35 protein-coding genes and 1 tRNA gene are annotated in these 25,938 nt (G+C 63.0%); 16 read left to right on the top strand and 20 right to left on the bottom strand.

All coding sequences use genetic code 11. The features are described 5' to 3' along the window. Window positions 1–2 precede the first annotated feature (2 nt). From BM083_RS14710 to thsB, 6 genes are all read left to right on the top strand, one after another. Window positions 3–209 carry a DUF7981 family protein gene (locus BM083_RS14710; protein ID WP_089870220.1) on the top strand — a complete coding sequence of 69 codons (207 nt, stop codon included), beginning with the start codon at window positions 3–5 and terminating at the stop codon, window positions 207–209. Between the two features lie 29 nt (window positions 210–238). Then, a tRNA-Ser gene (locus tag BM083_RS14705) sits at window positions 239–319 on the top strand. A 329-nt stretch (window positions 320–648) separates the two neighbouring features. Then, window positions 649–828, top strand: a complete 180-nt coding sequence (locus tag BM083_RS14700; RefSeq protein WP_049893671.1) for a hypothetical protein — start codon at window positions 649–651, stop codon at window positions 826–828. Window positions 829–921: 93 nt separating this feature from the next. Then, window positions 922–1,314, top strand: coding sequence for a DUF7383 domain-containing protein (locus tag BM083_RS14695; RefSeq protein ID WP_089870219.1), 393 nt, complete (start codon window positions 922–924; stop codon window positions 1,312–1,314). Window positions 1,315–1,392: 78 nt separating this feature from the next. Further along, the gene (locus tag BM083_RS23395) at window positions 1,393–1,533 is read left to right on the top strand and encodes a DUF7331 family protein (RefSeq protein ID WP_009366786.1); all 141 of its coding nucleotides are present in this window, start codon (window positions 1,393–1,395) and stop codon (window positions 1,531–1,533) included. Between the two features lie 380 nt (window positions 1,534–1,913). Continuing rightward, window positions 1,914–3,548, top strand: a complete 1,635-nt coding sequence (gene thsB / locus BM083_RS14690; RefSeq protein ID WP_089870218.1) for a thermosome subunit beta — start codon at window positions 1,914–1,916, stop codon at window positions 3,546–3,548. Between the two features lie 180 nt (window positions 3,549–3,728). Here thsB and BM083_RS14685 read toward each other — a convergent pair whose 3' ends face one another. Next, a complete protein-coding gene (locus BM083_RS14685) occupies window positions 3,729–4,625 on the bottom strand; it encodes a cupredoxin domain-containing protein (protein WP_089870217.1) in 897 nt (298 codons plus the stop codon). 157 nt (window positions 4,626–4,782) lie between these two features. On the opposite strand from BM083_RS14685, the gene BM083_RS14680 reads away from it, so the two are divergent. After that, window positions 4,783–5,775 carry an ornithine cyclodeaminase family protein gene (locus tag BM083_RS14680; protein WP_089870216.1) on the top strand — a complete coding sequence of 331 codons (993 nt, stop codon included), beginning with the start codon at window positions 4,783–4,785 and terminating at the stop codon, window positions 5,773–5,775. A gap of 72 nt (window positions 5,776–5,847) precedes the next feature. Here BM083_RS14680 and BM083_RS14675 read toward each other — a convergent pair whose 3' ends face one another. The 7 genes from BM083_RS14675 to hisH form a co-directional block, all read right to left on the bottom strand. Then, the gene (locus tag BM083_RS14675; RefSeq protein WP_009366783.1) at window positions 5,848–6,072 is read right to left on the bottom strand and encodes a DUF7535 family protein; all 225 of its coding nucleotides are present in this window, start codon (window positions 6,070–6,072) and stop codon (window positions 5,848–5,850) included. Between the two features lie 81 nt (window positions 6,073–6,153). After that, a complete protein-coding gene (gene leuS / locus BM083_RS14670; RefSeq protein ID WP_089870215.1) occupies window positions 6,154–9,063 on the bottom strand; it encodes a leucine--tRNA ligase in 2,910 nt (969 codons plus the stop codon). A 219-nt stretch (window positions 9,064–9,282) separates the two neighbouring features. Beyond that, the gene (locus tag BM083_RS14665; RefSeq protein WP_089870214.1) at window positions 9,283–9,777 is read right to left on the bottom strand and encodes an Hsp20/alpha crystallin family protein; all 495 of its coding nucleotides are present in this window, start codon (window positions 9,775–9,777) and stop codon (window positions 9,283–9,285) included. 193 nt (window positions 9,778–9,970) lie between these two features. Continuing rightward, a complete protein-coding gene (locus BM083_RS14660; RefSeq protein ID WP_089870213.1) occupies window positions 9,971–10,387 on the bottom strand; it encodes an Hsp20/alpha crystallin family protein in 417 nt (138 codons plus the stop codon). A 71-nt stretch (window positions 10,388–10,458) separates the two neighbouring features. Then, a complete protein-coding gene (gene pheA / locus BM083_RS14655) occupies window positions 10,459–11,265 on the bottom strand; it encodes a prephenate dehydratase (protein WP_089870212.1) in 807 nt (268 codons plus the stop codon). 246 nt (window positions 11,266–11,511) lie between these two features. Then, the gene (locus tag BM083_RS14650) at window positions 11,512–12,441 is read right to left on the bottom strand and encodes a calcium/sodium antiporter (protein WP_089870211.1); all 930 of its coding nucleotides are present in this window, start codon (window positions 12,439–12,441) and stop codon (window positions 11,512–11,514) included. 716 nt (window positions 12,442–13,157) lie between these two features. Continuing rightward, complete coding sequence (hisH, locus tag BM083_RS14645; RefSeq protein WP_049893668.1) at window positions 13,158–13,817, bottom strand: imidazole glycerol phosphate synthase subunit HisH; 660 nt, start codon at window positions 13,815–13,817, stop codon at window positions 13,158–13,160. Window positions 13,818–14,032: 215 nt separating this feature from the next. On the opposite strand from hisH, the gene BM083_RS14640 reads away from it, so the two are divergent. The 3 genes from BM083_RS14640 to phnE all read left to right on the top strand — a co-directional run bounded on the left by BM083_RS14640 (window position 14,033) and on the right by phnE (window position 16,928). Continuing rightward, window positions 14,033–15,088, top strand: a complete 1,056-nt coding sequence (locus tag BM083_RS14640; RefSeq protein ID WP_089870210.1) for a substrate-binding domain-containing protein — start codon at window positions 14,033–14,035, stop codon at window positions 15,086–15,088. An 84-nt stretch (window positions 15,089–15,172) separates the two neighbouring features. Continuing rightward, entirely contained in the window at window positions 15,173–15,973 is an 801-nt protein-coding gene (gene phnC, locus BM083_RS14635; protein WP_089870209.1) for a phosphonate ABC transporter ATP-binding protein, read from the top strand. Continuing rightward, window positions 15,963–16,928 (top strand): phosphonate ABC transporter, permease protein PhnE, encoded by a 966-nt coding sequence (gene phnE, locus BM083_RS14630; protein ID WP_049893667.1) that lies wholly within the window; start codon window positions 15,963–15,965, stop codon window positions 16,926–16,928. Before phnC ends, phnE begins: the two co-directional genes overlap by 11 nt. A gap of 62 nt (window positions 16,929–16,990) precedes the next feature. Here phnE and BM083_RS14625 read toward each other — a convergent pair whose 3' ends face one another. Genes BM083_RS14625 through BM083_RS14615 form a run of 3 tightly spaced genes read right to left on the bottom strand, consistent with a single transcriptional unit; the run spans window position 16,991 to window position 18,397 of the window. After that, on the bottom strand, window positions 16,991–17,587 hold the full coding sequence (locus BM083_RS14625; RefSeq protein WP_089870528.1) for a uracil-DNA glycosylase: 597 nt from the start codon (window positions 17,585–17,587) through the stop codon (window positions 16,991–16,993). A gap of 30 nt (window positions 17,588–17,617) precedes the next feature. Then, window positions 17,618–18,211 (bottom strand): endonuclease dU, encoded by a 594-nt coding sequence (locus tag BM083_RS14620; protein ID WP_089870208.1) that lies wholly within the window; start codon window positions 18,209–18,211, stop codon window positions 17,618–17,620. Continuing rightward, on the bottom strand, window positions 18,212–18,397 hold the full coding sequence (locus BM083_RS14615) for a DUF5786 family protein (RefSeq protein ID WP_009366771.1): 186 nt from the start codon (window positions 18,395–18,397) through the stop codon (window positions 18,212–18,214). Window positions 18,398–18,514: 117 nt separating this feature from the next. Here BM083_RS14615 and BM083_RS14610 point away from each other — a divergent pair, with 117 nt between their 5' ends. After that, window positions 18,515–19,147 (top strand): MBL fold metallo-hydrolase, encoded by a 633-nt coding sequence (locus tag BM083_RS14610; protein ID WP_089870207.1) that lies wholly within the window; start codon window positions 18,515–18,517, stop codon window positions 19,145–19,147. A 54-nt stretch (window positions 19,148–19,201) separates the two neighbouring features. Beyond that, complete coding sequence (locus tag BM083_RS14605) at window positions 19,202–19,579, top strand: DUF7475 family protein (protein ID WP_089870206.1); 378 nt, start codon at window positions 19,202–19,204, stop codon at window positions 19,577–19,579. A 9-nt stretch (window positions 19,580–19,588) separates the two neighbouring features. Here BM083_RS14605 and BM083_RS14600 read toward each other — a convergent pair whose 3' ends face one another. From BM083_RS14600 to BM083_RS14585, 4 genes are all read right to left on the bottom strand, one after another. Next, window positions 19,589–19,738, bottom strand: a complete 150-nt coding sequence (locus BM083_RS14600) for a 50S ribosomal protein L40e (protein ID WP_009366768.1) — start codon at window positions 19,736–19,738, stop codon at window positions 19,589–19,591. Window positions 19,739–19,803: 65 nt separating this feature from the next. Continuing rightward, entirely contained in the window at window positions 19,804–20,103 is a 300-nt protein-coding gene (hisE, locus tag BM083_RS14595; RefSeq protein ID WP_009366767.1) for a phosphoribosyl-ATP diphosphatase, read from the bottom strand. A gap of 59 nt (window positions 20,104–20,162) precedes the next feature. Next, a complete protein-coding gene (gene pdxT / locus BM083_RS14590) occupies window positions 20,163–20,765 on the bottom strand; it encodes a pyridoxal 5'-phosphate synthase glutaminase subunit PdxT (protein WP_089870205.1) in 603 nt (200 codons plus the stop codon). A 92-nt stretch (window positions 20,766–20,857) separates the two neighbouring features. Then, complete coding sequence (locus BM083_RS14585) at window positions 20,858–21,022, bottom strand: preprotein translocase subunit Sec61beta (RefSeq protein ID WP_049893666.1); 165 nt, start codon at window positions 21,020–21,022, stop codon at window positions 20,858–20,860. 198 nt (window positions 21,023–21,220) lie between these two features. Here BM083_RS14585 and BM083_RS14580 point away from each other — a divergent pair, with 198 nt between their 5' ends. Beyond that, window positions 21,221–21,487, top strand: a complete 267-nt coding sequence (locus BM083_RS14580; RefSeq protein ID WP_009366764.1) for a thioredoxin family protein — start codon at window positions 21,221–21,223, stop codon at window positions 21,485–21,487. A 15-nt stretch (window positions 21,488–21,502) separates the two neighbouring features. Here the strand turns inward: BM083_RS14580 and BM083_RS14575 are convergent, their stop codons facing one another. Beyond that, window positions 21,503–21,925, bottom strand: coding sequence for a hypothetical protein (locus tag BM083_RS14575; RefSeq protein ID WP_089870204.1), 423 nt, complete (start codon window positions 21,923–21,925; stop codon window positions 21,503–21,505). Window positions 21,926–22,150: 225 nt separating this feature from the next. Here BM083_RS14575 and BM083_RS14570 point away from each other — a divergent pair, with 225 nt between their 5' ends. Further along, the gene (locus BM083_RS14570) at window positions 22,151–22,450 is read left to right on the top strand and encodes a hypothetical protein (RefSeq protein WP_089870203.1); all 300 of its coding nucleotides are present in this window, start codon (window positions 22,151–22,153) and stop codon (window positions 22,448–22,450) included. A gap of 5 nt (window positions 22,451–22,455) precedes the next feature. Here BM083_RS14570 and npdG read toward each other — a convergent pair whose 3' ends face one another. Beyond that, complete coding sequence (npdG, locus tag BM083_RS14565; RefSeq protein WP_089870202.1) at window positions 22,456–23,124, bottom strand: NADPH-dependent F420 reductase; 669 nt, start codon at window positions 23,122–23,124, stop codon at window positions 22,456–22,458. Between the two features lie 100 nt (window positions 23,125–23,224). On the opposite strand from npdG, the gene BM083_RS14560 reads away from it, so the two are divergent. Next, window positions 23,225–23,710: a hypothetical protein gene (locus BM083_RS14560; RefSeq protein ID WP_089870201.1), complete on the top strand. Its 486-nt coding sequence runs from the start codon at window positions 23,225–23,227 to the stop codon at window positions 23,708–23,710. Window positions 23,711–23,720: 10 nt separating this feature from the next. Here BM083_RS14560 and BM083_RS14555 read toward each other — a convergent pair whose 3' ends face one another. The 3 genes from BM083_RS14555 to BM083_RS14545 are packed head-to-tail and all read right to left on the bottom strand — an operon-like array spanning window position 23,721 to window position 25,262. Beyond that, a complete protein-coding gene (locus tag BM083_RS14555) occupies window positions 23,721–23,945 on the bottom strand; it encodes a DUF7534 family protein (protein WP_009366759.1) in 225 nt (74 codons plus the stop codon). Further along, window positions 23,942–24,805, bottom strand: coding sequence for a TIGR01548 family HAD-type hydrolase (locus BM083_RS14550; RefSeq protein ID WP_089870200.1), 864 nt, complete (start codon window positions 24,803–24,805; stop codon window positions 23,942–23,944). Before BM083_RS14550 ends, BM083_RS14555 begins: the two co-directional genes overlap by 4 nt. A gap of 46 nt (window positions 24,806–24,851) precedes the next feature. Further along, entirely contained in the window at window positions 24,852–25,262 is a 411-nt protein-coding gene (locus BM083_RS14545) for a UPF0146 family protein (RefSeq protein ID WP_089870199.1), read from the bottom strand. A 39-nt stretch (window positions 25,263–25,301) separates the two neighbouring features. Between BM083_RS14545 and BM083_RS14540 the strand changes: the two genes are divergently transcribed. Then, window positions 25,302–25,823 (top strand): archaemetzincin family Zn-dependent metalloprotease, encoded by a 522-nt coding sequence (locus BM083_RS14540; RefSeq protein ID WP_009366756.1) that lies wholly within the window; start codon window positions 25,302–25,304, stop codon window positions 25,821–25,823. Window positions 25,824–25,938 lie beyond the last annotated feature (115 nt).

The following is a 25,938-nucleotide window of genomic DNA, read 5'->3' as shown; positions in this document are numbered from 1 at the left end:
ACGTGCGGCCGCGAACCAAGTCGGGCGTCCTGTGGGGGTTGGTCGGCGCCCTGACCTTCCTCGCACTGACGCAGGGGTACGTCCTCCTCGTCGGACCACTTCCGCTGTCGTTCTTGGTCCGTCTCGGCGTCGCCGTCGTCCTCGGTGTCGTCGTCGCGAGTGCGGCTTACGTCACCGAGTATCGCGTCGCACGGAAAGGAAGGACTTAAACTTCCCACCCCGGTACGTTGGGGTACGAGCCAGGATGGCTGAGTGGTAAAGCGCACGCCTGGAAAGCGTGTTCCCTCTGGGATCCAGGGTTCAAATCCCTGTCCTGGCGTTTCTCGAGAAACTACGTGCCAAGCAGCGCGTTTCATCGCGCTGTGACCACCGTCTTTCGAGTAAAACCGAGACACAAGGATTTGAACCAGAGAGTGACGTGAGCGTCAGCGAACGAACCGACCGTGGTTCGAATTTCCACCCTGCCGACTTCTATCGCACACAGACCGGCGAGCACCTCGTATGCTCACTTCTGGCCTACAACTGCGTCGGCGTCGAACGACTCCGAATCCGTTCGTCTCGGTTCTTCGCCTGACGTTCTTCCTCTTCAGAATGTCAGGATGTTTTCAAAAAACTTCATCACCTTTCGTTGCCATTCCATGCATGACAATGCCAGACACGAAGAGTGGCCGCGAGAAGAAAGGCCTCAACAAAGAAGCACAGCTCGAAGCCGAACTCACTCGACGTGAACTGGGAGCAGAGACACAAGAGGAACCACCGCGTTTCGGGGCGGACGTCGACTCCGAGTTCCTCACGGACCCCGCCGAAACTGACGAACTCGGTGACTGACTTCGGTACCCGGACTGATTTTTCACGTCACGCGCGTCCGCACACGCCGTGGGAGGCACCGTGTTTTTGAGACCCCGCCGAGTAGCGACGGCCGTGCAGACCAGTGCAAACTACGCAACCGTCTACGTCGGCGCACAACTCGCTCCGGCGGGAGAGCATCTCGCCCTCGACTGGGCGACAGTGGCCGGCGACGAGACCGACACGTTCGAGTTCACCGTTCCGACCGCACAAGCTACCGACGCCTACGTCGGCATTCAAGCGTTCGACGTCGCCGAGTACGGCCACGAGATTTTCGTCAACGGCGAGTCGTTGAGCGGGTTCGACATCCCGCCCAACGACGGCTGGCAGTACTGGGTCGATACGCTCACTGGAGCGTTGCTCCACGAAGGGACGAACACGATTCAGTTCCGTCGGGACACTAACACCGACGACGCTTTCGCCGTCGGGACGGTGACGATTCACTGGAAACAACCGGTCGACGAATGACTGGCGCTCGTCAGGTGTGAGCGACTGTCTGACCGAAACGGGTATATCGTCTACTCGCCCCTCTCTGTGCAGACGACCATGGAGGGCGAAACTAACGGACGACGTGGCCGGTACGAGACGCTTGTCTGCGACGATGGCTTCGTCGAGATGTACGACACGCGAAACGAGTTCGCGTGGCTTCGCGCCGACAACGCAGTCCCCCTCGACCGAGTACGATAAGCAACCGAGTGTCTGACGAAGCGAGAGCGACCGCTCCTGTCCGACCTCGTCACGCGATTTACGAACTCTTCTCAGCAGTCGGTTCCTTCGAAGTCAGCTTTTCGACGTCTGTGCCTCGGACCGACTCGGTCGCCGGATTGTATCGTCACGTGACTGCTCGAACAGTATATAAATGAGCTCGAGAGTGGTGACTGTCAGTCGATTGAAAACGTGCGAGACGTTCACAACACGTCCAGCGAACGGTGAGCAGTCTGGTGGTTTCGTCGACTACGACGATTGACAACACGTCACTCGACTCCGGCAAAAATCGTGCCGCTTATATAGAAGGACAAACAATCAGGCGATGAACCATGAGTCAGCGAATGCAACAGGGTCAGCCGATGATCATTCTCGGAGACGATTCCCAGCGCGTCAAGGACCGCGACGCGCAGGAGTACAACATCCGTGCTGCCCGCGCAGTTGCAGAGGCAGTACGTTCCACACTCGGCCCGAAAGGGATGGACAAGATGCTCGTCGACTCGATGGGCGACGTCACCATCACGAACGACGGTGTGACCATCCTCAAGGAGATGGACATCGACAACCCGACGGCCGAGATGATTATCGAAGTCGCCGAGACGCAGGAGAACGAGGCAGGCGACGGGACGACGACGGCCGTCGCAATCGCTGGCGAACTGCTGAAGAACGCCGAAGACCTCCTCGAACAGGACATCCACCCGACGGCGGTCATCAAGGGCTTCCACCTCGCGAGCGAGAAGGCTCGTGAGGAGATCAGCAACATCGCTGAATCCGTCGACCCCGACGACGAAGAACTCCTGAAGAAGGTCGCCGAGACCTCCATGACGGGCAAGGGCACCGAGCTCAACAAGGACGTCCTCGCCCAGCTCGTCGTCGACGCCGTCCGTCAGGTGACGGTCGAAGCCCACGACGGCTCGCACGTCGTCGACCTCGAGAACGTCAAGCTCGAGACCCAGACCGGTCGCTCGGCCTCCGAGTCCGAGCTTCTCACCGGCGCGGTCATCGACAAGGACCCGGTCCACGACAACATGCCGACCGAGGCGGAGGACGCGAACATCCTCCTGCTCAACGAAGCAATCGAAGTCGAGGAGGCCTCCGCCGACACGAACGTCTCCATCGACAGTCCGGACCAGCTTCAGCAGTTCCTCGACCAAGAGGAGAAACAGCTGAAGAAGAAGGTCCAGCAGATCGAGGACTCCGGTGCCGACGTCGTCTTCTGCCAGAAAGGCATCGACGACCTCGCCCAGCACTACCTCGCGAAGCAGGGCATCCTCGCAGTACGCCGCGTCAAGAAGTCCGACATCAAGTTCCTCAAGAACGTCGTCGGCGGTTCCATCGTCTCGGACCTCGACAGTCTCGAGGCCTCCGACCTCGGTCACGGGTCGGTCTCGCGTGACGACGAGGACGAACTGTTCTACGTCGAGGGCGACGACGCCCACGGCGTCACCATCCTCCTCCGCGGTTCCACCGACCACGTCGTCGACGAACTCGAACGTGGCATCCAGGACGCACTCGACGTCGTCTCGACGACTGTCTCCGACGGCCGCGTCGTCGCGGGCGGCGGTGCCATCGAAGTCGAACTCGCCTCGCGACTCCGCGACTACGCTGACTCCGTCTCCGGTCGCGAGCAGCTCGCCGTCGAAGCGTTCGCCGACGCGCTCGAACTCGTCCCGCGCGTCCTCGCCGAGAACGCCGGTCTCGACTCCATCGACACGCTCGTCGACCTCCGCGCCGCACACGAGGACGGACAGGTCCGCGCTGGCCTGAACGTCTTCACGGGCGACGTCGTCGACACGTTCGACGCAGGTGTCGTCGAACCGGCCCACTCCAAAGAGCAGGCCATCTCCTCGGCCACCGAGGCTGCGAACCTCGTCCTCAAAATCGACGACATCATCGCCGCTGGTGACCTCTCCACCAAGGGCGACGACGACGAGGGCGGCGCACCCGGCGGCATGGGTGGCATGGGCGGCATGGGCGGAATGGGCGGCGCGATGTGAGAGAGGTTCGGAACGAACCTCTAAAACCGAGCGGGCGAAGCCCGCGAGGTGCGGCGTAGACGAAGCCGCTCATCCGACCCGACCACTGCACCGCTCGACGACCGACCTTCTCGTATTTTTCAGAACCCGGAGCGACAGCGTTCGTCGCCGCCGAAAGAAATCGTGTGAGTGTAACCGGCGCTACTCGGAAGCGCAGGGCGGGAACCCTTCGATACGCACGAATAGTTGCTTGTTGTCGGGGTCTATCGTACTCCACGGTTGGGCACCCTCGCGGACGATACACTCCGGTGCGAGCGACTCGTCCGAGAAGACGGTGTAGGCGGTGAACGCGGGCGTCCGCAGTTCGGGTTCGCCGCCGCCACCTCCCTCACCTTCTTCACCGCCTTCATCTTCTCCGTCTCCTTCGCTTCCTTCTTGCCCCTCTTCTTCGCCTTCCCCACCTTCGCTCGTTTCGTCCCCCGCTCCCTCCTCACTCGGCGGTCCGCCAGCACACAGGTCCGGCAGTGGCTCGAACCCCTCCGGCGACCCGCAGACGATTCGACCCACGTGCCCGAATATCTCGTGCGGCGCGCAGTGGTAGTCGTAGACGCCCTCCGTCTCGAACGTGTAGAGCCAGTAGCCACCCTGTGGAATCGCCGGCGCGGAGAACGGCGGAACGCCGTCCGGGACGCGTTGCTGGTAACCGAACCCGGGGTGATAGGCCGTCACCGTGTGGTGACCGGTGACGAAGTTCCACTTCACCGTGTCGCCGAGTTCGACGTACAGCCCGGTCGGTTCGAAGAAGAACTCCGGAATCTCCGCTCCCTCGCGAGGTTGGATGAGTATCTGTATCTCGTGGTCCGGTTCGACCGGTGGCTCGACCTCTGCGGAGGCCGCTGGAAATCCGAACTGTGGGTCGATGTCGGCGTCCGAGGTGTCGTCGTCGACGTCGTACAGTCTCCCTCCTCCCGTCGTCGCTCCGGCGACGCCACTCGTCGCCGCGAGGGCTGCTCCTGCCCCGAGCGTTCGCAGGACGTTCCGCCGCACACCGTCGATACTGTCTCGTTCCGCCGTTGGCTCTGTGTCGTGTGTTGTCATGTCTTGGCCTGCGACCAGAACCGTGCTCTGTCGTGTCTTTATTATAACATCTATAACGTCGGGTTTTCAGACTGTAACCAGTCGTTAGTAGCGGAGTCGAGGACAGCTGCCCCGGTGTTTAGCATGAACTAAATACGGTCCAGCAAAAATTGCGTCCATGCAGACGCTGCTCCTCAACAGCGACGACGTTCACGCCAACTGCCAGATGGACGAACTCATCTCGGCCATCGAAGACGCCTTCGCCGCCTACGAGAACGGCGACGCACAGATGCCGCCGAAGTCCTACATCGACCTCCCGCAGTACAACGGTGACTTCCGGTCGATGCCCGCCTATCTGGACGCTGGTGACTGGGACGCCGCCGGCATCAAGTGGGTCAACGTCCACCCGGACAACGGCGACAAGTACGACCTTCCGACCGTCATGGGGACGATGATTTACTCGGACCCCGAGAACGCGTTCCCGCTCGCCCTGATGGACGGGACGGAACTGACGATGCTCCGGACGGGTGCGGCCGCCGCCGTCGCCACCGACCACCTCGCCGTCGAAGATGCGACGACGATGGGTCTCATCGGTGCCGGTGTCCAGTCGTACACGCAACTGCGCGCTATCTCCGAGATTCGTCCCATCGAGGAAGTCGTCGTCTCGGACCTCTCGGAGGAACGCGTCGCGAACTTCATCGACGCGTTCGAGGACGACTTCGACGTCCGCGCTGGCTCCATCGAGGAGGCCGCTGGCTGTGACGTGCTCTCGACGGTGACGCCCGTCGAAGACCCCATCGTCCCCCGCGACGCCGTCGGCGACCACACCCACATCAACGCGATGGGTGCCGACGCCGAGGGCAAACACGAACTCGCCGACGACGTGCTTCTGGACGCCAAACTCGTCATCGACGACTTCGACCAGACCACTCACTCGGGCGAAATCAACGTCCCGTACCACGAGGGCGTCCTCGTGGACTCGGACATCTACGGTGCAATCGGCGAAATCGTCATCGGCGCGAAGGAGGGCCGAACGGCCGACGACGGCATCTCCGTCTTCGACTCCACCGGTCTCGCGATTCAGGACGTCGCCGCCGCCCACGTCGCCTACGAACACGCGAACGAGAACGACAACGGCTACGAGTTCGACCTGCTCGGCCTCGCCGAGTAACCTGATTCACGACGAACTCAGACCGACGACACCGTCCGCTCACTGCACTCTACTGTTTTTTTTTTGCGTCTCTTACTCGTCGACGCCCGACTGTGTGAGCGCTTCGAGGACTTTACTGATGGCCCAGACGAGGACGATGAACGGAAAGAGCGGGACGAGCAGGACGAGCAGGACGAGGAAGTACGTCAACCCGATGACGTTCATCTCGCTGTCGGGGTGGCTCTTGTACCCCGGCGTCACCGTCCGGTAGGCTTTCGTCAACACACCCGGGTCAGACTCGTCTGATTCGCTACTCATGACTGTCTGTAGCATCGGCGCACGGATAAGTATTGATTCGGAAACAGCTCCGAAACCGGGTCGTGTCCGGTGGTTTTCGGGCTATTCGAGGTGGATTGCGGGACGGAACGGCGTCGCCTTGTCGGCGCGTTCACCGGGGTCGTGGATGTCTTCGCTCCCCTCGACGTAGATCTCCACGTCGGCGTCGAACTCGCGGCGGAGGAAGCCGGTCGCGTCCTCGTAGACGGTCGCTTCGTCCATCTCGCGCATCGCCTCGATGGCGTCGTCGTCCAGGCCACGGACGACGTCGACGAGGTCCTGCACGAGTTGGTTCACCTCGTTGCCGCGCTCGCGGAGGCTCTCGTGTTGCATGACCTCGCCCATCACCTGGCCGACGTTCGTCCCGACGTCGGCGACGGTGTCGAACACGAGGTTCTTCCAGTCGGCGGCGACGTAGACCCGAATCGTCTCGGGGTCGGTGTCGGTCACGTCGATGATGTCGTGGACGTCTTCGGTCAGTCGCTCGACCTGCCGCTCCTCGACTTCGACGACGGTACTCTCGAACTCGGCGTCTACCTCCGGCCACGGGGCGTCTTCGGCGGGCGTCCCGGTCAACTGCTCGTGGAGTTCGTTCGTCAGGAACGGCACGAACGGCGCGAGTAGTCGCAGGCGCGTTTCGAGGACGTGTCGCTGTGTCCACTGTGCGCCCGAACGGTCGAGGTCGGCGCGTCGTCGGTACCAGCGCAGACTCTCTTCTAAGCCGTAGAACGCGGCCTGACTCGCCGTCCGCGTCTCGGAGTTCTCCATCGCCTCGGTGACCGTCTCGACGGTGTCCTGCAGTTTCGACAGCAGCCAGCGGTCGATGTGCTGCAACTCGTCGCGGTCACCGTCCGGTCCTTCGATGAGGTCCTGCCCGCGGTTCCAGAACCGGTTCAGTTGGTCGCGGACGCTGCCGACCTGGTCAGCGCGCCAGTCGTAGTCCTGCCACGGCTCTGCCGAATTGAGCAGGAAGAACCGGACGGTGTCGGCCCCGTACTTCTCGATGGCCTCGCCCGGCAGGACGACGTGGCCCTTCGAGGAGGACATCTTCTCGCCCTCCAACAGGCCCATCCCCATGATGACGATACCCTGCGGCCACATCGACTCGTCGAAGAGGTCGGCGTGGTGGAACAGGTAGAACGTCAGGTGGTTCGAGATGAGGTCGTTGCCGGAGAACCGATAGTCGACCGGGTACCAGTACTGCCACTCCTCGCGCAGACTCAGTGCGCGCTCGTCGGCGTCGTCGACGGCGTCTTCACCGTAGAACAGGGCGTCGAAGAACTCGCGGTCGAGGTCCTCGACGGGGACGTCCTGCAGACGGTGGGCGATGGTGTAGTACGCCATGTAGACCGTCGAATCGGAGAGGGGTTCGATGACGAAGTCCTTGTCCCACGGCAGGCGCGTGCCCAGTCCGTAGTTACGGATGCAGGGCCACTCGTTCAGCCAGTCGATGGTGTGGTCGTACTCGCCCCGGGTGTTGTCCGGGATGGTGTCCATCCCGTCGACGACTTCGTGGGCCATCCGCTTCCAGTCCTCGTCGTTGTAGGTCAGGAACCACGTGTCCTGTTCGGCGACGACGACGTCGCCACCACAGCGACAGACGACCTCCTCGGAGAACTCCTGCATCAGGTCGAACGCGCCGGTGTCGGCGTTGTCGTCTTTGAACCGCTCGCGGACGTCCTTGACCAACTCGCCGGCGTACTCGCCGTACATGTCTTTCAGGTGGCCCGCGTGGAACTCCTTGTTGTAGAGGTCCTTGGTGGCCTTCGCGAGTTTGGGGTCGTCCGACGACTCGATGCCGTTGGACTCGACGGCGTACTGCGCGGGAACCTCGCCCCAGTCCTCGTCGTCGTCCTCGATGTCCAGAATCGGAATCGGCTCGATGTCGGCCACGTCGGCGGGGTCGATGCCGAAGGATTCCAGATACTCCGTGTCGGCTTTCGCCTCCTGCAGGGCGACGTAGTCGTCTGGCGAGTGGGCGGGAACGGACATGACGACGCCAGTGGCGTTGTCGGCGTCGACGAAGCCAGCGGGCAAGACGAGCACGTCGTCGCCCGTGATGGGGTTCTCGACGCGCTGACCGACCAGTTCGCTCCCTTCGTATTCTTCCAGAACCTCGACGTCGTGGGCTTGCAAGCGCAGTTTCTCGGCCGCCTCGGCGGAGACGAACCACTTCTCACTATCTACGTCGGCGACGACGTAGTCCGCTTCGGGGTCGATGTAGGCGTTCGTGACGCCGTAGACCGTCTCGGGGCGGAGAGTCGCCATCGGTACAGTGACCTCAGTACCCTCGCGGTCCCACCCGAACCGAACCAGCGTGTACTCTTGGAACTCCGCGTTCTCGCCTTCGAGTAGGTCGTGCGTCGTGACTGGCTGTTGTTCGTCGGTACAGAACTTGACGGGGTGCAGACCCTTCTCCAGTCGGCCGTGGTCACGCAGCGTCTCGTACTGCCACGTGATGAACTGCGAGTAGCGCTCGTCGTTGGTGTTGAACTCGCGTCGCCAGTCGACGGAGAGTCCCAGCGACTGCATCCCCTTCTTGTAGTGCTCCTCGATGAAGTGGTTCGCGAAGCCCATCGGTGTCTCCAACTCCGAGAGCGTCTCTTCGGGGACGTTGTAGGTGTCCTGCAGGACTGACATCTGCTTGGGTTCGCGCTTCTTCAGGCGCTCGACTGCGCCGATGATGGGCGTGCCGGTGACGTGCCATCCGATGGGAAAGAGCACGTTGTCGCCCTGCTGTCGCCGGTAGCGAGCATAGACGTCCGGGACGGTGTAGGTACGGGCGTGACCGATGTGCATCCCGCCGCTCGGATACGGGTACGGGACGGTGATGAACGTCGGTTCCTCGTCGTCGCTGGCCGCTTCGTCGCCGCCAGCGTGCGCCGCCACGTCGCTCGGGTCGGCCTCGTACCGACCACTCTCGGCCCAGCGCTCTCGCCAGCGCTGTTCGAGTTCCTGCGGGTCGTAGTCCATAGTCGTGTGTGTCGGGTCGTACCCTAAAATACTCCTATACCTGACGTAGACCGCTGTCCAATCGAATGTGGTGGGTGGTCACACGCAACTCGCTCGAGTGGGGTCCACGAGAGCACGAACCGAAGCGACGGCGTCGCCACTCCGGCGGTGGTCTCACAAAAAACGGGATTGCCGACGATGTCGTCGGCTCGGGACGAGTTCGGTCTCTCGGAGACGAACTTAGTTGACGTCGATGTGGTGCGAGTCGTCTTCGTCGTCGTGCTGCATCTTCGGGAGCGTCACGGTGAGCACACCGTTGTGGTAGGAGGCGCTCGCGCTTTCCTCGTCGACTTCGACGGGAAGTCGGAAGCTCCGTCGGACGGACTGGCTCCGTCGCTCGCGGCGGATGAACTCTCCCTGTTCGTCGTCGGACTCGGATTCGGCGTCGGATGTGGACTCCGACTCCATCTCGTGTTCGGCGACGATGGTCAGCACCTGTCCGGAGATTTTGAGGTCGATATCTTCTTTCTCGAATCCCGGGACGTCGGCGACGACGACGAGGTTGTCGTCGTACTCGGCGACGTCGATGGCCATCCCGCGGTGGCCGACGATTTCGCCAGCACTACTGCTGTCCCACGAGCCGAGTTGACGGTTCATCTCCTCGAACTGTCGGCTCATTCGGTCGAACATGCTTTCGAAGTCGCTGAAATCGAACGGGTTAGAACGTCGCATCATGAATATCTCCGACACCATCATACGCCGTTTGGGAGCTTAAATTTTGCCGGAGCTTGGCTATCTAATCGCACGCGAGAGAGTCGCTATCCACTGATTTTGCCAGGTATGGCTCTGGCAGTCGGCTGACTGAGTCGCTGTTGAGCGAGTCGAAGGAAAAACTGAGACGATATCGGTGACGCGTGAGGACGAGAGACTACTCGACGTCGATGTCGAAGCCTTCCTCCTCGTCGTCGGACTGGACCTTCGGGAGCGTCACGGTGAGCACGCCGTTCTGGTACGTCGCGTTCGCCGCCGTCTCCTCGACGTCCGCTGGGAGATGCAGGCTTCGTCGAACCTCGCGGTGAGTTCGCTCACGTCGGTGGTAGTGGGTGTCTTCGGTCTCACTTGTCTCGTCTCTCGCGGCGGCGATGGTCAGTCGACCGTCGGCGGCGGTCACGTCGATGTCGGACTTCTCGTACCCGGGAAGGTCCGCAGTGACGACGACGTCTTCGTCCGTCTCGGAGACGTCGACGGCGACGTCGCGCATCCCGATTCCGCTCGGTTCGAAGCCACGGCCCATCCGGTCGAACAACTCTTCGATGTCTTTGAAGGGGTTTGAACGATTCGGCATCGTACTATACTGTCGGTGCGATTACCACTTTAATATTGTTGCTACGGCGGCGACAGGACGGGCTGACTGGCTCAGTACAGCACGTGTCGCGTGTCGTAGGAGCCGAGTCGCCGGACCCACCCTTTCTCGGCAATCGCTTCGACGTCGGCGAGTGCCTCCTGTGCTCGTTCTTCGTACAGTCCAGCCTCGAAGTCGATGTGGAACAGATAGTCGCCGAGACGGTCACCGCTCGGGCGCGACTCGATGCGCGAGAGGTTGATGTTGCGCTCGGCGAACGCTTCGAGCAGTTCGAGCAGGAGGCCGGGGTAGTTGGCGTTGGGATAGACGACGACGGAGGACTTCCCGCCCGCGTCGGAGCGCTCGCTCGGCGGCGCGACGACGAAGAAGCGCGTCGCGTTCGACTGGCGGTCCTGAATGTCCTCGGCGACGATTTCGAGGTCGTCGCCTGCGTTATCCGGGTGGCCGATTCCCGCAACCGCTGGGTCGTTGCGAGCGCGTTCGACGCCACGGGCGGTGCTGGCGACGGCTTCCAACGCCACGTCCGGATACTCGGCTTCGAGGTAGGTCCGACACTGTGCGAGAGCCTGCGAGTGGCTGGCGACAGTGGAGAAGTTCCCGCTCTGGGCGAGTAGCGCGTGGCGAATGGGCGTGACTATCTCCTGGGTGACGGAGACGTCGTTGTCGGAGAGCGCGTCGAGCGTCTCGGTGACGCTGCCTTCGATACTGTTCTCGATGGGGACGACGCCGCGTTCGTACTCGCCGTCGGCGACGGCGGCGACGATGGCGGAGACCGATTCGCGGAACTCGACGTCGTCTGCGACGGCGCGGGCGGCGCGGTGGGAGTACGTCCCCGCCGGGCCGAGCGTGACTGCCTTCATGTTACGCAGTGGTTTGCCGGTGTGTGGCAAAAGGCCGTCGGGTTCGATAGATAGTGGTGGGGATGGCTCTCTCGAAATCGCAAGCGCCGGATGAGTTGTAGAAACCGTGCTGAATCGGGAGCGCGAGTCGGTTCCTGTCCGTCGACAGCTAACGGGTGTGAGTTGGTGGACACAGAGCGTCGGTCTCACAGGTGGTGCGTCGGGGGAGCCGAACAGCGAGACGGGTCGTCGAACCACGCGTTGCGGCTACAAGAGGTCGAGTATCCACCGACTCAGATTGATAGCCACGAGCAACGCTCCTTCGAGCCGACCTAAGCGCCCCCTCGTCCCGAGGAGAACGGCGGTGAGCACGGAGAGTCCGAGTAGCCACGTCGTCGTTCCGATGGCAGTCTCGACGACGGCAATCGGCGCGACTGTCGACGTCACTCCCAGGATAAGTAAGATGTTGAACACGTTGCTTCCGATGAGGTTGCCGGCCGCGATGTCGCCCATCCCCTTCCGAGCAGCAGCAACAGATGCCACGATCTCCGGAGTGGAGGTACCGACCGCGACGATGGTCTCCCCGATTACCCACTCGGAGAGTCCCGCCGCCCGGGCAATGAACACTGCTGACTCCACGAGGAAGTGGGCACCGACGACGATAGTACCGAGTCCACCGACGAGGAAGACGGCCGTGCCCCACGTGATTTGCTTCTCGTCGTCCGGCGCCGGCGTCGGCTCGTCTGGACGAACGAACAGGAGGACGAGGTAGCCGGCGAACACGGACAACAGGATGATTCCGTCGAGACGACTCACTCGAAGGTCCCACAAGAGCGCCAGCAGTAAGAGCGTGGAGGCGACCATCACGGCTCCGTCTCGACGAACCATCCGGGGCGAACTCCGGACGCGGACCACGGCGGCGATACCACCGAGGACGATTCCGATGTTGAAGAGGTTGGAGCCGACGACGTTCGCTACCGCGATATCACCGTTTCCGACGAGTGCGGCGTCGATACTGACCGCGGCTTCGGGAGCGGAGGTACCCATCGCGACCACCGTCAGGCCGACGACGAGTTCTGAGAGGCCAAAGCGCCGAGCCACCCGCGCCGCGTTAGAGACGAACGCTTCCGCCCCGACCCACAGCGCGCCGATACTGAGAACGAGTGTACCGACGGCGACGAGTTGACTACTCACCATCTGCCGTTTGGCTCGTGGAGTTCTTCTCTGTCACGTCTGTTCGATTCAAAATCCACACACAAGAAACGCTTGTTCTCTGACCACATCCACCAAAGACGAGAGTACTCCCTCTCTGCCGGCTGATTCGGTACCGTCTCGCCTTGCTGCATACTCTCTCCGTCTCGCACGTGACTTCCGACGGTGTTCGGTGATGTTTCTCCGGTCGTGTTGAACACAGCGCGCGTATCTTACAGAACGGCTACGTCACGTCCACTCTGCTCACGAGGACACCCGACAGCCTCGGTCCTCCCCAGTTCCGGAAGACTCCGTCTTCCGTCGTCCCGCTCGCTTCGCTCGCGTGACCCTCGCGGTCGGCACGAGCGCCGACCGCTCCCTCGCACGAGTGGTTCGCCTCGCGAGAGCAAGCTCTCGCTGCCCTCCGTTCGTTTTACTCACGGAGACGCCGAGACACGCCGCGAAGCCACGCGCCACGTCGGACGGTCAATCCACGGGCGCTTGGCGCGCTTCATGCGCGAGCGGAGAGCGAAGCTCTCCTCGGCTCACGGGCGCAGCCCGTGAACGCCAGAAATGGGGAAGGGTAGGCGCGGTGCTGTGCTGTCCTGGCGGATTGCAAGGGCACGAGGGCTTGCCGAGTAGCCTTCACATCGCGTCGGGTCCGAGACTCTCGCACCGGACGAATTTCACCACAGAAGAGAGCCGAGTTCCGCGTTCCGAAACTACCGTTCGGCGCAGTACTCGACGAAGTTGCGCAGAATCTGCAGCCCCGTCTCGCCGCTCTTCTCCGGGTGGAACTGCGTCCCCATCACGTTGCCCGCCTCGTTCGCCAGCATCGCCGGGAAGTCGACGCCGTAGTCCGTCGTCGCGAGAACGGTCTCCTCGTCGTCGGGGACGGCGTAGTAGGAGTGGACGAAGTAGGCGTACTCACCATCCACGCCCTCCACGAGCGGGTGGTCGCGCTGGACGTCGAGTTCGTTCCAGCCCATGTGCGGCACCTTCTGACCCTCTTTGAACCGGACGTTCGTGCCGGGGATGAGGTCGAGTCCTTCGACGTCGCCCTGTCCGGCTTTGTCGGCCTCCTCCGAAGAGGTCAGGAGCATCTGCATGCCGAGGCAGATGCCGAAGACTGGCGTGCCGTTCTCCGCGGCGTCGACGAGTGCCTCGCGAAACGGCCCGGCGTTCTCCATCCCGTCGCCGAACGCGCCGACGCCGGGGAGGACGATGCCGTCGGCCTCGTCGATGCTGTCGGGGTCGTCCGAGATAGTCACGTTCGCCCCGGCGCGTTCGAGACCGCGCGTGGCGCTCCGGAGGTTGCCGAGACCGTAGTCCACCACGACGACGTCGGCCAGCGTCTCCTCCTGAGGGTGGGTCGTGCTCATGTGAGGAGATACAGGAAGCCGAGGCAAGTCAGTTTCCGTTCGGGCGAACCTGCCGTCGCCGTGTATCGTGACGAGTCGCCACCTGCCGAGCGTCCGTACTGAACGTATAAGCTGTGAAAATTCCTAGAACACATATTGTCACTCCCGCACACTGTTCACACAATAGAAAAAATAGGAACGCTTAACTCTGGCCTGTCGAAGCCCATGGTAGCCCAATGGCAAATCGACGAAACTTTCTCAAGACGGCCGGTGCGGTGGGTGCCGCTGGCCTGACGGGACTGAGCGGATGTACCGGCGACTCGAACGGTGACGGTGGCGACGGAGCGGACGAAGCGTCGGGCGACTCGAGCGGTACGTCGAACGAGACCGGCGAAGGAACGACGACCGGGTCCAGCGAGGAAGCACAGACGCTGACCTTCGCGCTGACGCCCGCCGAGTCCGACGTCGACATCCAAGAGCAGTACAAGCCGCTGTTCAGCTACCTCGAGAGTGAAGCGAACGTCACCATCGAGTCGACGGTCGCCGCCGACTACGCCGCCGTGCTCCAAGCACTGAAGAGCGGACAGGCCGACATCGCCGACGCCGCCCCCGCAATCGCGATTCAAGGCGCAAACGAGGACGTGACGCAGGTCGTCGGTATTCGCATCGCCTACGGTGCATCGCGGTACTTCTCGCTCATCACGACGCCGACCGACAGCGGCATCGAGTCGCTCGAAGACCTCGAAGGCGAGACCGTCGCCTTCGCCGACCGACTCTCCACGAGTGGCTCGCTGTTCCCGCTCTACATGCTCAGCAAGGCCGGTCTCGACACGGGTGGCGCACCCGACGGCACGCCCGAAGACTTCACGGGCCAGTGGTCGGACCACTCGACCGCTCGCGAGACGATGATCAACCGCCCCGAAGTCGTCGCGGCGGGCACGGGTGCGTTCTCGACGGCCCCGCACGTCCCGAAAGACCAGTTCCCGGAGCAGTTCTTGGAGATGTCCGCGGAGAACGACGGCGACCTCGGCACCGAAGAACCCGCACTAGACCTGGTCGCGACGTCGGACCCCATCCCGCGTGCCCCGATTCTCGCTCGCAAGGATATGGACCAGGACGTCTACAGCGACGTCGAGGAAGCGCTCCTCGACGTCAGCGAGGACGACCTCATCAACGAGGAACTCGGTGACGACCAGCAACTCTGGTTCACGGGTGTCGCAGAAGGAACCGCCGAAGACTACCAGCCCGTGCAGAACGTGCTGGACGAACTCGGCGTGACGCTCGGCCAGTAACGCGAACCGAACCGCATCGTTTTCGTAGGTGAACTGAACAATCAATCAACAACAACCGGCCACGTGACGTGCCGGTAACGATACATGAGTACAATAGAAGTAACGAACCTCAGCAAATCGTACGGGAGTGTCCAGGCGCTGGACGACGTCTCGTTCACCATTCCGGACGGTGAGTTCGTCGTTCTCTTGGGGGAGTCGGGGGCGGGAAAGTCGACGCTGCTCCGCTGTCTCAACGGAATTACGAAGCCTACCAGCGGTTCCATCACCATCGACGGTGAACCCGTCAAGGGACCGCGTAACGACGTCGCGATGATTTTCCAACAGCACTACCTCCTCGAACAGATGAGCGCGTACAGCAACGCGCTGACCGGCGCACTCGGACGCACCTCGTTCCTCGAGAGTCTCTTCGGGCGGTACGAGACGGACGACAAACACGAGGCGCTTCGCGCGCTCGACACGGTGGGTCTCCTCGACCAAGCGAATCAACGCGCCGGACACATGAGCGGTGGCCAGCAACAGCGCGTCGGTATCGCCCGCGCGCTGGTCCAGAACCCGAACCTCCTCCTCGCCGACGAACCGGTCGCCAGTCTCGACCCGGCGAGTGCGGAGAACGTGATGCGGTACATCCGCCGCGCCGCCGCCGAACGTGACCTCTCGACCATCGCCAGTCTCCACCAGGTGAACATCGCCCGTGAGTTCGGCGAGCGGTTCCTCGGCATGAAGAACGGCGAACTCGTCTTCGACGGCTACCGCGACGACTTCACCGTCGACGTCATCGACGAGATTTACGGCGACATCGAGACGGACGCGATTCGAACCGAACGAACAGCGGACGAACCAGACGGCCGACCCGCACAGAGTGGAGCCCGAGCACATGAGTACTGACACCGACCGCATCCAGCAACGACTCTCCGCGATACAGTTCCACAAGCGCGTCCGACTCGTCTTCTCGCTCGTCCTCTTGGGCGTCTTCGCGTTCTTCTTCCAGAGCGCGCTCTCGGAGGTCAGTTTCTCTATCGGCGAAATCGTCGAGTACTGGCCGCAGTTCACCGCCGCCCTCGGGGAGTTCTTCCCGCCGGGCGAACTGTTCGGCTTCCTCCCGTTCGTCGACCTGAGCGCGTACTGGTCGTTTATCCAGGAGCGAAACCTCCTCATGACGTTCGAGAACGGCAACCCCGTTCTCGGTGCCGTCTTCGTCACCTTCGCGATGGGCTTCGCCGGCACCGTCCTCGGCGTTCCCGGCGCGCTCATCCTCGGCGTCCTCGGGTCCGAGCGCGTGACGCCGTACCCGTTCAACTTCATCTTCCGCGGGACGATGAGCGTCATCCGCGCCATCCCGGCGCTCGTCTGGGCACTCATCTACATCCCGCTCGGCGGCGTCTCGCCGTTCACGGCGACGCTCGCCATCGGGACGGACACGATGGGGAATCTCGGTCGCCTGTTCACCGACGCGCTCGAAGAGGTCGAAGACGGCCCCATCGAAGCAGTCGAGAGTACGGGCGCGAACGGCCCGCAGAAAGTGGTCTTCGGGATGCTCAGTCAGGTGTTCACGCCCTTCATCGCGTGGACCTTCTACATCCTCGAAATCAACGTCCGAATCGCCGTCACGATGGGGCTCATCGGCGGCGGTGGTCTCGGACAGGTGCTGCAGACCCAGCGCGGCCTGTTCAAGTACACGAACATGATGGCGACCATCCTCGTCATCTTCCTGCTCGTCATCTCCGTCGAGGTGTTCAGCCAGCGCGTGCGGTCCTACATCCGTGGGAGTGACGAAGGCCAGAGCGTTCTCGGTCTCATCGCGTCGTTCCCACAGCGGATGGCCGAGTCCATCTGGAAGTAGTCGACTCTGCTTCTCTCTACTCCTCTTTTCGCTCTCCGCTCTTTCCCTCTTTTCTCCGACGCTCAGTAGTCGCCGAGTCGTGACTGCCCGCTCGACTCGTCGCTCACACCCGCCAACTCCGCGGCTTGGCGAATCGTCTCCTCGAACGCCTCCTTCTGACTCCGGTCGTAGAGCGTCGCCGCCGGGTGGAGACAGACCAACACTCGCCGGGACGACTCGCCGAGACGTGCATCGGAGACGCTTCCGGCCTCTTTGGTCACCGCAACTGACCGGTCCAAGAGGTGCTGACTGGGCACCTTCCCGAGCGTCACGACGATGTCGGGGTCCACGAGGTCGATTTCGCGTTCGAGATAGCCACGGCAGTTCGACAACTCCTCTTTCGTCGGGTCGCGGTTCTCCGGCGGCCGACAGCGCACGCAGTTCGTGATACGAACGTCGGCGCGGGCGAGTCCGACGTCGCGGAGTGCGTCGTCGAGGACGCTCCCCGAGCGCCCGACGAACGGTTCGCCCTGTTCGTCCTCGTTCGCACCGGGGCCTTCTCCGAGAAAGAGTATCGAGGCATCCTCGGGGCCGGTCCCGTTGACGATTCGACTCCGCGACTCGACGAGCGCGGGACAGCGCTCGCAGTCGGTGACGCAGAGTCCGTCCATGTTCTCCATCTCCATACGCTCACGGGGAGCGGCAGTGGCTTAATTCGGCTGGCTTCGGTCGGTCTCGTCTTCGCTCTCACACCTCTCGTCGAACGCTCTCCCCGCACGGGCGAGGAGACGCGCGACCCGCAGCGGTTCGGGTCGCCCGCCCTCGGGCGTGAACGCACGGACGACGCTCTCGGCTTCGTCGTCGTCGACGCCGACGCCGCGGACGAAGAGGGTGTGACCGTTCACGTCGACGCGTCGACGCGGTGGGAGTGACTCGTAGACGGCGAAACGCTCGGCGAGGGCGTCGCCTGTGAACTGCTCGCGGAGTGCGGCGTCGAGACCGTCGCTCGCCTCGAAGGAGACGGCGAGTACCGGCCGCTCTATCGCCTCGTGGATGGCGTGTAAGTCGTAGAGATTGAACCACGCGGGCGCGACACCGGACAGCAGGAGATACTGGACGTCTTCGCGACCGAGCTTCGAAAAAAGTTCGACGACTGCATCCGTCGCGTCGGTGCCGCCGACGGTGCACTCGCCGAACGTACAGCCATCGACGACTCGGTCGGCCCGAACCAGTGCGCCGCACAGGACACTTCGGGTGTCGCCGTCCGAGGCGGCGACGCCAAGCGCTCTCGAACCCTGTTTCACCTAGCTCTCCTGGTCGGACTTGATGTCCTGCAGTCGGTTGAGCAGTTCGTCGTTCGACGCCCCGTTCTCGAACTCCATACTCCCCTTGTGGTCGTTCTCACGTGTGGTGACCCCGTCGTTCTCGTCGAGGTTGGCGTCGTACTCCTGGTTCTCCTGCTCGGACTCGTCGTAGCTCCCGAATCCCATATCTCACCATTGCGGTTTGCCCCTGAAAAATCCGACGGAGTGTCAGAACAATGATAAATACTGGGGGAATCGGCCGCATCCCGGTGAGTTTTCCGCCTCGGGGGAGAACCGTTCTGTATGGAAGTATTCAACGTCACCGCCGGTGCGGAGCAGTTCACCTGCAACGCATATCTCGTCACAGGCGAGCGGACGGTGCTCGTCGACGTCGGGTCGATGCCGGGCGTCGAGGACGTCGTGGCCGACCACGTCGACAGCCTCGATGCAATCGTTCTGACCCACCAGCACTCGGACCACGTCGACCAACTCGACGCGGTACTCGAGCGGTTCGACGCCGACGTCTACGCCTACGCCGAACATCCGCATCGGACCCACACCCTCGAAGACGGCGACACCGTCGAGATGGGCGACGAGACGTTCGACGTCGTCTACACACCCGGCCACGCCGCCGACCACGTCTCGTTCGTCGGCGAGACGGCGCTGTTCAGCGGCGACGTCGTCGTCTACAACGATGGCGCATTCGACGACGGTAGCTTCGGTCGAACAGACCTCCCGGGCCAGTCGCGCGAGCGACTCATCCAGAGTTTGCAAGGGTTGTTGGAGCAGCTTCCCGATTCGGTGACGGCGCTGTACGCCGGCCACGGTGAGGCGTTCACCGCGGAGACAGGCCCCGACGGCGACAGCGTCCGCGACGTCGTCGAACGCGCACTCTCCCGTGCTGAAGAACGTAAGCCGAAGTACCCCGGCGAGTAGTCTGCGAATAGTCTGCGACCTAGTAGTTATTCTCTCTGCGTACGTTCGTGGGGTATGGCAACAGACCTCAACCAATCGACGACGCGTGGCGTCGGGTTCGAGACAGCATCGTTGACGACGCTTCACTACGTCGGTATCGTCCTCGCTGCAATCACGGGCGTGATTCACCTCGTGCTCGGCGTCGGATTTCTCCCCTCACCGCTCGCCGTGAGCTTCGTGCTCGCCGGACTCGGGTTCTTCGGGGGAATCGCCCTCCTGCTGTTCAACGTTCGGCGGCGAGCACTCTACGCGGTGGGGATTCCGTTTACACTCGCTCAGATAGCCGCCTACTTCGTCATCAACCCGGACCCGCTGTCGGCGTTCGGCCTCTTCGACAAACTCGTTCAGCTTGCGCTCGTCGGCGTGCTCGTCGTACTGTATCGCGAGAAGTGAGCGGCCAGCTTATGCGGCGCGGCGTTCCTTCGACTTCGGGCGAAGGTGTTTGTAGCCGCACTTACGGCACTGCTTGGCCTTCTGGGGGTTTCGTGCGTTACAGCGCATGCAGATCTGCTTCTCGAGGGTCCGTTTGACGGCGGCGTCGAAACTGGGCATATAGAGTCCTCTTGCTGGCCCGGTTGTATAATGCTTGCGAGACGACTCGAGACGATTCGAGTCGTTCAGTGCTCGCCGAAGCGCTCGCCGAGTTCGTCGCGCAACTCGTCGAGCGTCACGTCCTTCATCGACAGGAGAACGAGGAAGTGATACAGGAGGTCCGCCCCCTCCGCTTTCATCTCGTCGGTGTCGTCGTCTTTCGCCGCCAAGATGAGTTCCGTCGTCTCTTCTCCGACCTTCTCCAACACGGCGTTCTCGCCCTTCTCGTGGGTGAAAAGCGACGTCGTGTACGACCCCTCCGGCAACTCCGCCTTCCGCTCCTCGATGAGGTCGAACAGTTCGTCGAGGATGTCCTCGTCGCTCATACTCGCTCTGGGAGTGCGGAGGGTGAAAAGCGTGTGTTTCCGTCTCGTCGAGTCTCGACTTACTCCGCTTCGGCAGGCGCTTCCGACGACGCGAAGAACGCCAGTCGATGGATGCGAACGTCGTCGGTGAGTTCCGGATGAAACGAGGTGCCGACGACCGGTCCGTCGCGAACGGCGACCGGGTCGCCGTCCCACCGCGCGAGTACCGCTACGTCGCCTGCGTCGTCGATGAGCGGGGCGCGGATGAACACTGCGGGGAAGGGTTCCGCCAAGCCGTCGACGTCGAGGGGGGCCTCGAAGCTGTCTTTCTGTCGGCCGAACGCGTTGCGGTCGACGGTCACGTCGAGGATGCCGAGCGGGTCGACCCGGGCGTCTTTGGCGTCCGTCGAGGCGACGATGAGTCCCGCACACGTCGCGAGGACGGGTTTACCGGCGTCGACGTGGGCGCGAATCTCCGCGGCGATACCCTCACTGTGGAGCAGTCGAGAGATGGTCGTCGACTCGCCGCCCGGGAGGAGAAGGAGGTCACAGTCGGGGACGAGCCCCGACTGTCGAATCTCGACGATTTCGACGTCCTCGCCGTGGAGGCGGGCCGCCCGTTCGATGGCGTCGGCGTGTTCGCTCACGTCACCTTGCACGGCGACGACGCCTGCGCGTAGCATGGCTGATTCTGTGGAGTGAGTCGGTAAAAAGGGCGCGACACGGCGTCGACACTGTCGAGGAGACTATCGAGACGAAGCGGGGGTATCGCCGACTACAGCGCGACGATGTTCAGGAGTTGAATACCGACACCGAAGAGGATGCCGAACGCGACGACAGTCTTGGGGTCGACACGAATCGCGTTGCGGTCCTCTGCGTCGAAGTACCGGACGAGTCCGGCACTCGACATCAAGCCGCCACTGTTCTGTCCACTGCTCATATTGGTTCTGTGCGCTCTTTGAGGGTGTAAACGTTTCGACTCTCCAGAGAATCAGACTCACTGCCGACGGCGAGAGACTCACCGAGGACGTGTCCGGGACTCACAGCTCGACTCGCCCCCGCCGACGTTGCCTGACCGCACAGATAGCTACCTTGGAAACGCTTTTACGAATTCGTAGGGTATCCGGAGAAGGGAACAATGACTGTCCGACTCAAAGACTTCTACGCAGACTGGTGTGGCCCGTGTAAGACGCAGGACCCGATTCTCGACGAAATCGAGGCCGACTACCCGGACGTCGCCTTCGAGAAGGTCGACGTCGACGACGAACAGGAGATCGCCAACCAGTATCAGGTCCGTTCGCTGCCGACGCTCATCGTCGAGAACGACGACGGCGTCGTCGACCGCTTCGTCGGTGTCACCCAGCGCGAAGACATCGAAGCAGCGCTCAAGCAGGCCGGCGCATAGAGCGACCGCACTGATTCACGCCGCTTCCGTTCTCGTTCTGAGCCGCCTCACCAGGACGCCGAGCCCGTAAGCGACGCCACCAGCGACCGCTCCGGCGGCACACAGCGCGAGGTAGAGCAGCCACGTGGGCGAGTCCGTACTCGGGCCGAGGACGACCGTGGCGAGCACGAGAAACGCGCCGACGCCGAGCAGCGGACCAGCCAGCACGGTCGCGGCCGGTCGCGGCCCACGGCCACCGAGCGCGTACCACTCGACGAGACCGAGTGTCGTGACGGCGACGACGGCGAGGACGATACGGCTCGCGGGTTCGACGGCGACACCGAGGACCACGCGGACGTCGGCGAGTTCCCAGAGGAACCGCTCGACGGTCCATGCGAGAAACGTGACGAGGCCGAGGAGGAGGGCGAGGGCCAACGGTGCCAGGCGTCGATTGACCATATCCGACTGTTTCGCGGGCGAGAGATAGATGTGTCGAGCACCGGTCGACCGAGGACGGGTCGCGATTCGAGTGCGAACCGTCGTGCGTGAGCGGACTGGTCGGCTGTGACCGTGAGTACGGTTATGATGGTCGCGGGTCGATGCTAGCTCGTACCCGCCAATACCGAGAACGGACAGGGGTTCGACAGACGGAGCCTCGCGTTCACGCTCGTCTCTCTGGCACTCGTGGCGCTGTGGTACGGGACCCATCCGGCGCAGTTCGCCGCCGAGTTCTATGGGCCGGTGACGTCCGTCCTCGCCGTCCTCGGAGTCGTGGTGATGGCCATCTCCGCCCATCGCCGACTCCGTGAGTCGTGGCTGTTCGGTCTCGTTCTCGGACTGTTCGTCACGTTGTGGGGACTACACAACCTCGCCGGACCGGCGACGCCTCTCGTCAGCGGATACGGGTTCGTCGTCCTCGGCGTCTGCGGCGTCGGCTACGCGGTCTACACGTGGATACGGAACCGGCCGGCGTCGGAAGCGTAACTGGCTTACTGGAACCGGACGCCCAAGTCGTGCATCCCGTCGTTGTTCGTCGCGACGTTGATGAGAAGCGGTGTCACCGACTCGACTTCGGCCGCGTTGGCGATGCCGCCCGCGTCGAGTGCGCGAAGTCCTTCGATACCCTCGGCCAGCATCCGAACGGTCTCTTTGGCGTCTTCGTCGTCGGCGACGAGGAGGGTGTCTATCTCCAACTCCGCGTCCAGGTCAGCCAGTCGGGCCGCCGCGAGGTTGTGGAACGCGCCGACGACGCCGACGCCGTCTGGTGCCGCGTCGGCGGCGAGTTTCGTCACACTGCCTGCGCTCGGTGGGTGGTAGTGAAACCCGTCGTCGTCGCGTTTGATGCCCGCGGCGGGCGTGACGAGCACGTCTCCATCGTCGAGTTTGTCGGCGACTGCCTCGATGGTGTCGGCGACGTGGTACGGCGGCACCGAGAGGACGACGACGTCGGCGCGGTCTGCCGCCATCGCGTTCTCGAAGCCGTTGACCTTCTTCTCGACGCCACGACTGTCGAGTTCGGTCTCGTACTCCTCGGCCTTCTGCCGGGCCTTCTCGGGGTCGCGAGAGCCGATGATGACGTCGTGGTTCGTGTGGAACGCCCACCGGAGCGCCAATCCTTCACCGATGTCGCCAGTGCCGCCGAGTAGTGCGATTCGCATACGCTGAGTGTGGACGGCCGAGAGGTAATACTGTCGACTGTGCGCACACGACGGACGCCGACGGCCCAACCACTTTGTCACGTCCGGTTAAGAGACGAGTATGGACGGTCCCTCCACCTACGACGTCCTCCTCCGTCCGACACCAGACAGCCGATACCGACCCGGACGGGCGTTCTTGACGAGTGACTCGCTCCTCCTCGCCACATCTCGGCACGGTCGACTCACGCGCCTCGTCGGTGACGCGGCGGACGGCCTCCTGTTCGGCCTCCCCGAGTCGCTTGGCCTGTTCAGTCTGCACGCCGTCTCTCGGACCGAAGCGACGCACGACCCGGAGACGCTGCGGATTCGCTATGCTGACTTGCGTGCACTCGCCCCGTTCGTTCGCCCGACCGGGTTCTCGCTCCATCTTCGCGTCGAGGGGCGCGACGACGACGTCCGAGTCCGGTTCCGGTCGAACGAGGAGAAACGCGAGACGGTCGAACTCGCCCGCGAACTCAGACGACGCGCACGAGAGCGAGGTGTCGAGGTGACGCTCTTCGACCCTGGCGGTCGAACGCGACTGCTCTCACTGGACGAGGAGCGCTGACCGACTGGCTTCAGTGACTCTCCTCGCTGTCGTTCTCTTCCTCGTCGCTCACGTCCGGCCGCGAGACCCACTCGCCGTAGACGAGTCGCCGCGCGACGAGCGGTGCGACGAGGAGCACCGGAACCAACGCGGCCAACTGGGCGATGGAGTTCGAGGGTACGAGCACGACGACGAGCGCGTAGCCGAGTGCGTCGAGGACGAGCATCGTCACGAGGAACCGCCCGTACTGACTCATTCGAGCAGGTCGGGCAGGTCGTTGACGGAGTCGAGGACGGCCGCCGCGCCGACGGACTCGTACTTCTGTCGACCCTCCTCGCCCGTGAGCCCCCCCGTCAGGACGCCGATGCCGTAGTACTCCCGTGTGGGGTCTGTCTCGGCGGCGTTGACGGCAGTCTTGACGTCGTCGAGGGTGTCGCCGGTGAAGGTGACGGCGTCGGCACCGAAGCGCTCTGCGAGCGTCGTCAGCGCGTACGGGTGTGGTTTCCCCTCTTCCCAGTCGTCCATCGTGAATCGGTGTTCGTCGGGCACGTCGAGTCCGACGCGTTCGAGGGCGATGTCCGCCTCGGCGGCGGGACGGCCGGTGACGACGCCGACGTCGAAACGGCTCGTCAGGTCGTCGATGGTCGACGGCTCGACGATGACCGGTTCGTCGTGGATGTAGCCGGGAGCGTCGAACACGGGGTCGCCGCCTTCGAGTTCGCGATAGAGGTCGCTGCCGAGATAGAGCGTCTGAAACACGTCGCGGAGTCGGTCGCTGTCCCACTTGTCGCGGACTCGCGCCTGTGAGATACTGGGCATCTCCCGGAGAACGGCCCGAGCGGCCTCCAGACCGCCACCCTGTTCGGCGATGGCGTCGGTAAACTCGTCGACGCTCGTTCGAAGCCCCTCGCGCCGGGCGAGGACGAACAGTGCAGCGGCGTCGGTGAGTTCCCAGTCGTTGTTGAAGCCACCGGCGTCTTTGAACTGCTGTACGTCTTCAGTAGCGATGGTCTTTCCGTACACTCGGTCGACCGATTCGACGATGGCTCGTCGGTAGGAGTCGGCGACGTCGACGAGCACTCCGTCGATGTCGAGGACCACTGCGTCCGCGTTCATGGGAACCGTGCGAGGCGCGCGTGCTAAAATCCTTCCGTCGCCATCGTCAGTCTCGCCGGTCGACAGCGGTATAGAGCGTCTCGTCGCCGACCTGCTCCCGTCGCACCGGGATAGTCGGCGCTTCGTAGCCGAGGGTGGTGAAGACGAACGCCGCACCGGTCGCGCGGGCGACGTCTCTGACCGGTCGGTGGAGTTCGCCCGGCAGGTTGAGCGCGTAGAGAGCGTCGACAGAGTAGAGACGGCCGGGGGCAGACTGCTCGCTACGGGCGACGACGTCGTCGCGGACGAACCGGACACCCTCGGGGACGTCGAACTCGTAGATGTCCGTCGCAGTCACCGACTTTCCGGCGGCGGCGAGGGCGGCGGCGACGGACGGGTTACGACCGACACCTACCTCGACCAGTGTGTCGTACCGTTCGAGACGGGTAACCAGTGCGTCACGAGGGGCGCTTTTCACGTCGGGATATTTATGAGAGGCGGTCGCTTAACCCCTTTCATGCTTGTCGACATCGTGCCTATCGGGGACGTTCCGGCACAGGTCAAGCGGGAGGCCTCGGCCGCTCTCCGCTCCGTCTACGACCTCGACGTGACCGTCCACGACGAGCAGTCGATTCCCGAAGGCGCGTTTGACCGTGGCCGAAACCAGTACCGGGCCGAGGAGTTCATCGAGCTGGCGAGTCGGGTCGGCAGCGGCGACAAGAACATCGGAATCACGCCACAGGACCTCTTCTATCGTCGTCGGAACTACGTCTTCGGTCTCGCCTACCTCAACGGCAACGGTTCGGTCATCTCTACGTATCGACTCCAGACGTCTTCTGACGGCGGTATCTCGACGAAACCCCAGAGTGAAGTGTTCGCCGATAGGGTCCGAAAGGAAGTCGTCCACGAAATCGGTCACACGTTCGGGCTCGAACACTGCGACAACTCGAAGTGCGTGATGAGCTTCTCCCCGACGGTGCGCGAAGTCGACGTCAAAGAAGAGAACCTCTGCGGCACCTGTAGTCGGTTCTATCGATAGCCGTTCTCCCGTTTTTCCACTTAACTCGCGGTGACGTACCTGCGTCAGTCGGTCTTGTCATGTCGTGTAACTGTCCAACTACTTCATGACTGTGTGTCCCATACACACAGTTGGA

Origin of the sequence: Halogranum rubrum, from assembly GCF_900114455.1 — an archaeon.
Lineage (GTDB): Archaea > Halobacteriota > Halobacteria > Halobacteriales > Haloferacaceae > Halogranum > Halogranum rubrum.
This window is presented reverse-complemented; position numbering and strand designations above follow the sequence as displayed.

Coding starts and splice junctions, on each gene's coding strand:
- BM083_RS14700 (WP_049893671.1), top strand. CDS start 649: ATGCCAGACACGAAGAGTGGCCGCGAGAAGAAAGGCCTCAACAAAGAA.
- BM083_RS23395 (WP_009366786.1), top strand. CDS start 1,393: ATGGAGGGCGAAACTAACGGACGACGTGGCCGGTACGAGACGCTTGTC.
- thsB (WP_089870218.1), top strand. CDS start 1,914: ATGATCATTCTCGGAGACGATTCCCAGCGCGTCAAGGACCGCGACGCG.
- BM083_RS14685 (WP_089870217.1), bottom strand. CDS start 4,625: ATGACAACACACGACACAGAGCCAACGGCGGAACGAGACAGTATCGAC.
- BM083_RS14680 (WP_089870216.1), top strand. CDS start 4,783: ATGCAGACGCTGCTCCTCAACAGCGACGACGTTCACGCCAACTGCCAG.
- BM083_RS14675 (WP_009366783.1), bottom strand. CDS start 6,072: ATGAGTAGCGAATCAGACGAGTCTGACCCGGGTGTGTTGACGAAAGCC.
- leuS (WP_089870215.1), bottom strand. CDS start 9,063: ATGGACTACGACCCGCAGGAACTCGAACAGCGCTGGCGAGAGCGCTGG.
- BM083_RS14665 (WP_089870214.1), bottom strand. CDS start 9,777: ATGATGCGACGTTCTAACCCGTTCGATTTCAGCGACTTCGAAAGCATG.
- BM083_RS14660 (WP_089870213.1), bottom strand. CDS start 10,387: ATGCCGAATCGTTCAAACCCCTTCAAAGACATCGAAGAGTTGTTCGAC.
- pheA (WP_089870212.1), bottom strand. CDS start 11,265: ATGAAGGCAGTCACGCTCGGCCCGGCGGGGACGTACTCCCACCGCGCC.
- BM083_RS14650 (WP_089870211.1), bottom strand. CDS start 12,441: ATGGTGAGTAGTCAACTCGTCGCCGTCGGTACACTCGTTCTCAGTATC.
- hisH (WP_049893668.1), bottom strand. CDS start 13,817: ATGAGCACGACCCACCCTCAGGAGGAGACGCTGGCCGACGTCGTCGTG.
- BM083_RS14640 (WP_089870210.1), top strand. CDS start 14,033: ATGGCAAATCGACGAAACTTTCTCAAGACGGCCGGTGCGGTGGGTGCC.
- phnC (WP_089870209.1), top strand. CDS start 15,173: ATGAGTACAATAGAAGTAACGAACCTCAGCAAATCGTACGGGAGTGTC.
- phnE (WP_049893667.1), top strand. CDS start 15,963: ATGAGTACTGACACCGACCGCATCCAGCAACGACTCTCCGCGATACAG.
- BM083_RS14625 (WP_089870528.1), bottom strand. CDS start 17,587: ATGGAGAACATGGACGGACTCTGCGTCACCGACTGCGAGCGCTGTCCC.
- BM083_RS14615 (WP_009366771.1), bottom strand. CDS start 18,397: ATGGGATTCGGGAGCTACGACGAGTCCGAGCAGGAGAACCAGGAGTAC.
- BM083_RS14610 (WP_089870207.1), top strand. CDS start 18,515: ATGGAAGTATTCAACGTCACCGCCGGTGCGGAGCAGTTCACCTGCAAC.
- BM083_RS14605 (WP_089870206.1), top strand. CDS start 19,202: ATGGCAACAGACCTCAACCAATCGACGACGCGTGGCGTCGGGTTCGAG.
- BM083_RS14600 (WP_009366768.1), bottom strand. CDS start 19,738: ATGCCCAGTTTCGACGCCGCCGTCAAACGGACCCTCGAGAAGCAGATC.
- hisE (WP_009366767.1), bottom strand. CDS start 20,103: ATGAGCGACGAGGACATCCTCGACGAACTGTTCGACCTCATCGAGGAG.
- pdxT (WP_089870205.1), bottom strand. CDS start 20,765: ATGCTACGCGCAGGCGTCGTCGCCGTGCAAGGTGACGTGAGCGAACAC.
- BM083_RS14585 (WP_049893666.1), bottom strand. CDS start 21,022: ATGAGCAGTGGACAGAACAGTGGCGGCTTGATGTCGAGTGCCGGACTC.
- BM083_RS14580 (WP_009366764.1), top strand. CDS start 21,221: ATGACTGTCCGACTCAAAGACTTCTACGCAGACTGGTGTGGCCCGTGT.
- BM083_RS14575 (WP_089870204.1), bottom strand. CDS start 21,925: ATGGTCAATCGACGCCTGGCACCGTTGGCCCTCGCCCTCCTCCTCGGC.
- npdG (WP_089870202.1), bottom strand. CDS start 23,124: ATGCGAATCGCACTACTCGGCGGCACTGGCGACATCGGTGAAGGATTG.
- BM083_RS14560 (WP_089870201.1), top strand. CDS start 23,225: ATGGACGGTCCCTCCACCTACGACGTCCTCCTCCGTCCGACACCAGAC.
- BM083_RS14555 (WP_009366759.1), bottom strand. CDS start 23,945: ATGAGTCAGTACGGGCGGTTCCTCGTGACGATGCTCGTCCTCGACGCA.
- BM083_RS14550 (WP_089870200.1), bottom strand. CDS start 24,805: ATGAACGCGGACGCAGTGGTCCTCGACATCGACGGAGTGCTCGTCGAC.
- BM083_RS14540 (WP_009366756.1), top strand. CDS start 25,302: ATGCTTGTCGACATCGTGCCTATCGGGGACGTTCCGGCACAGGTCAAG.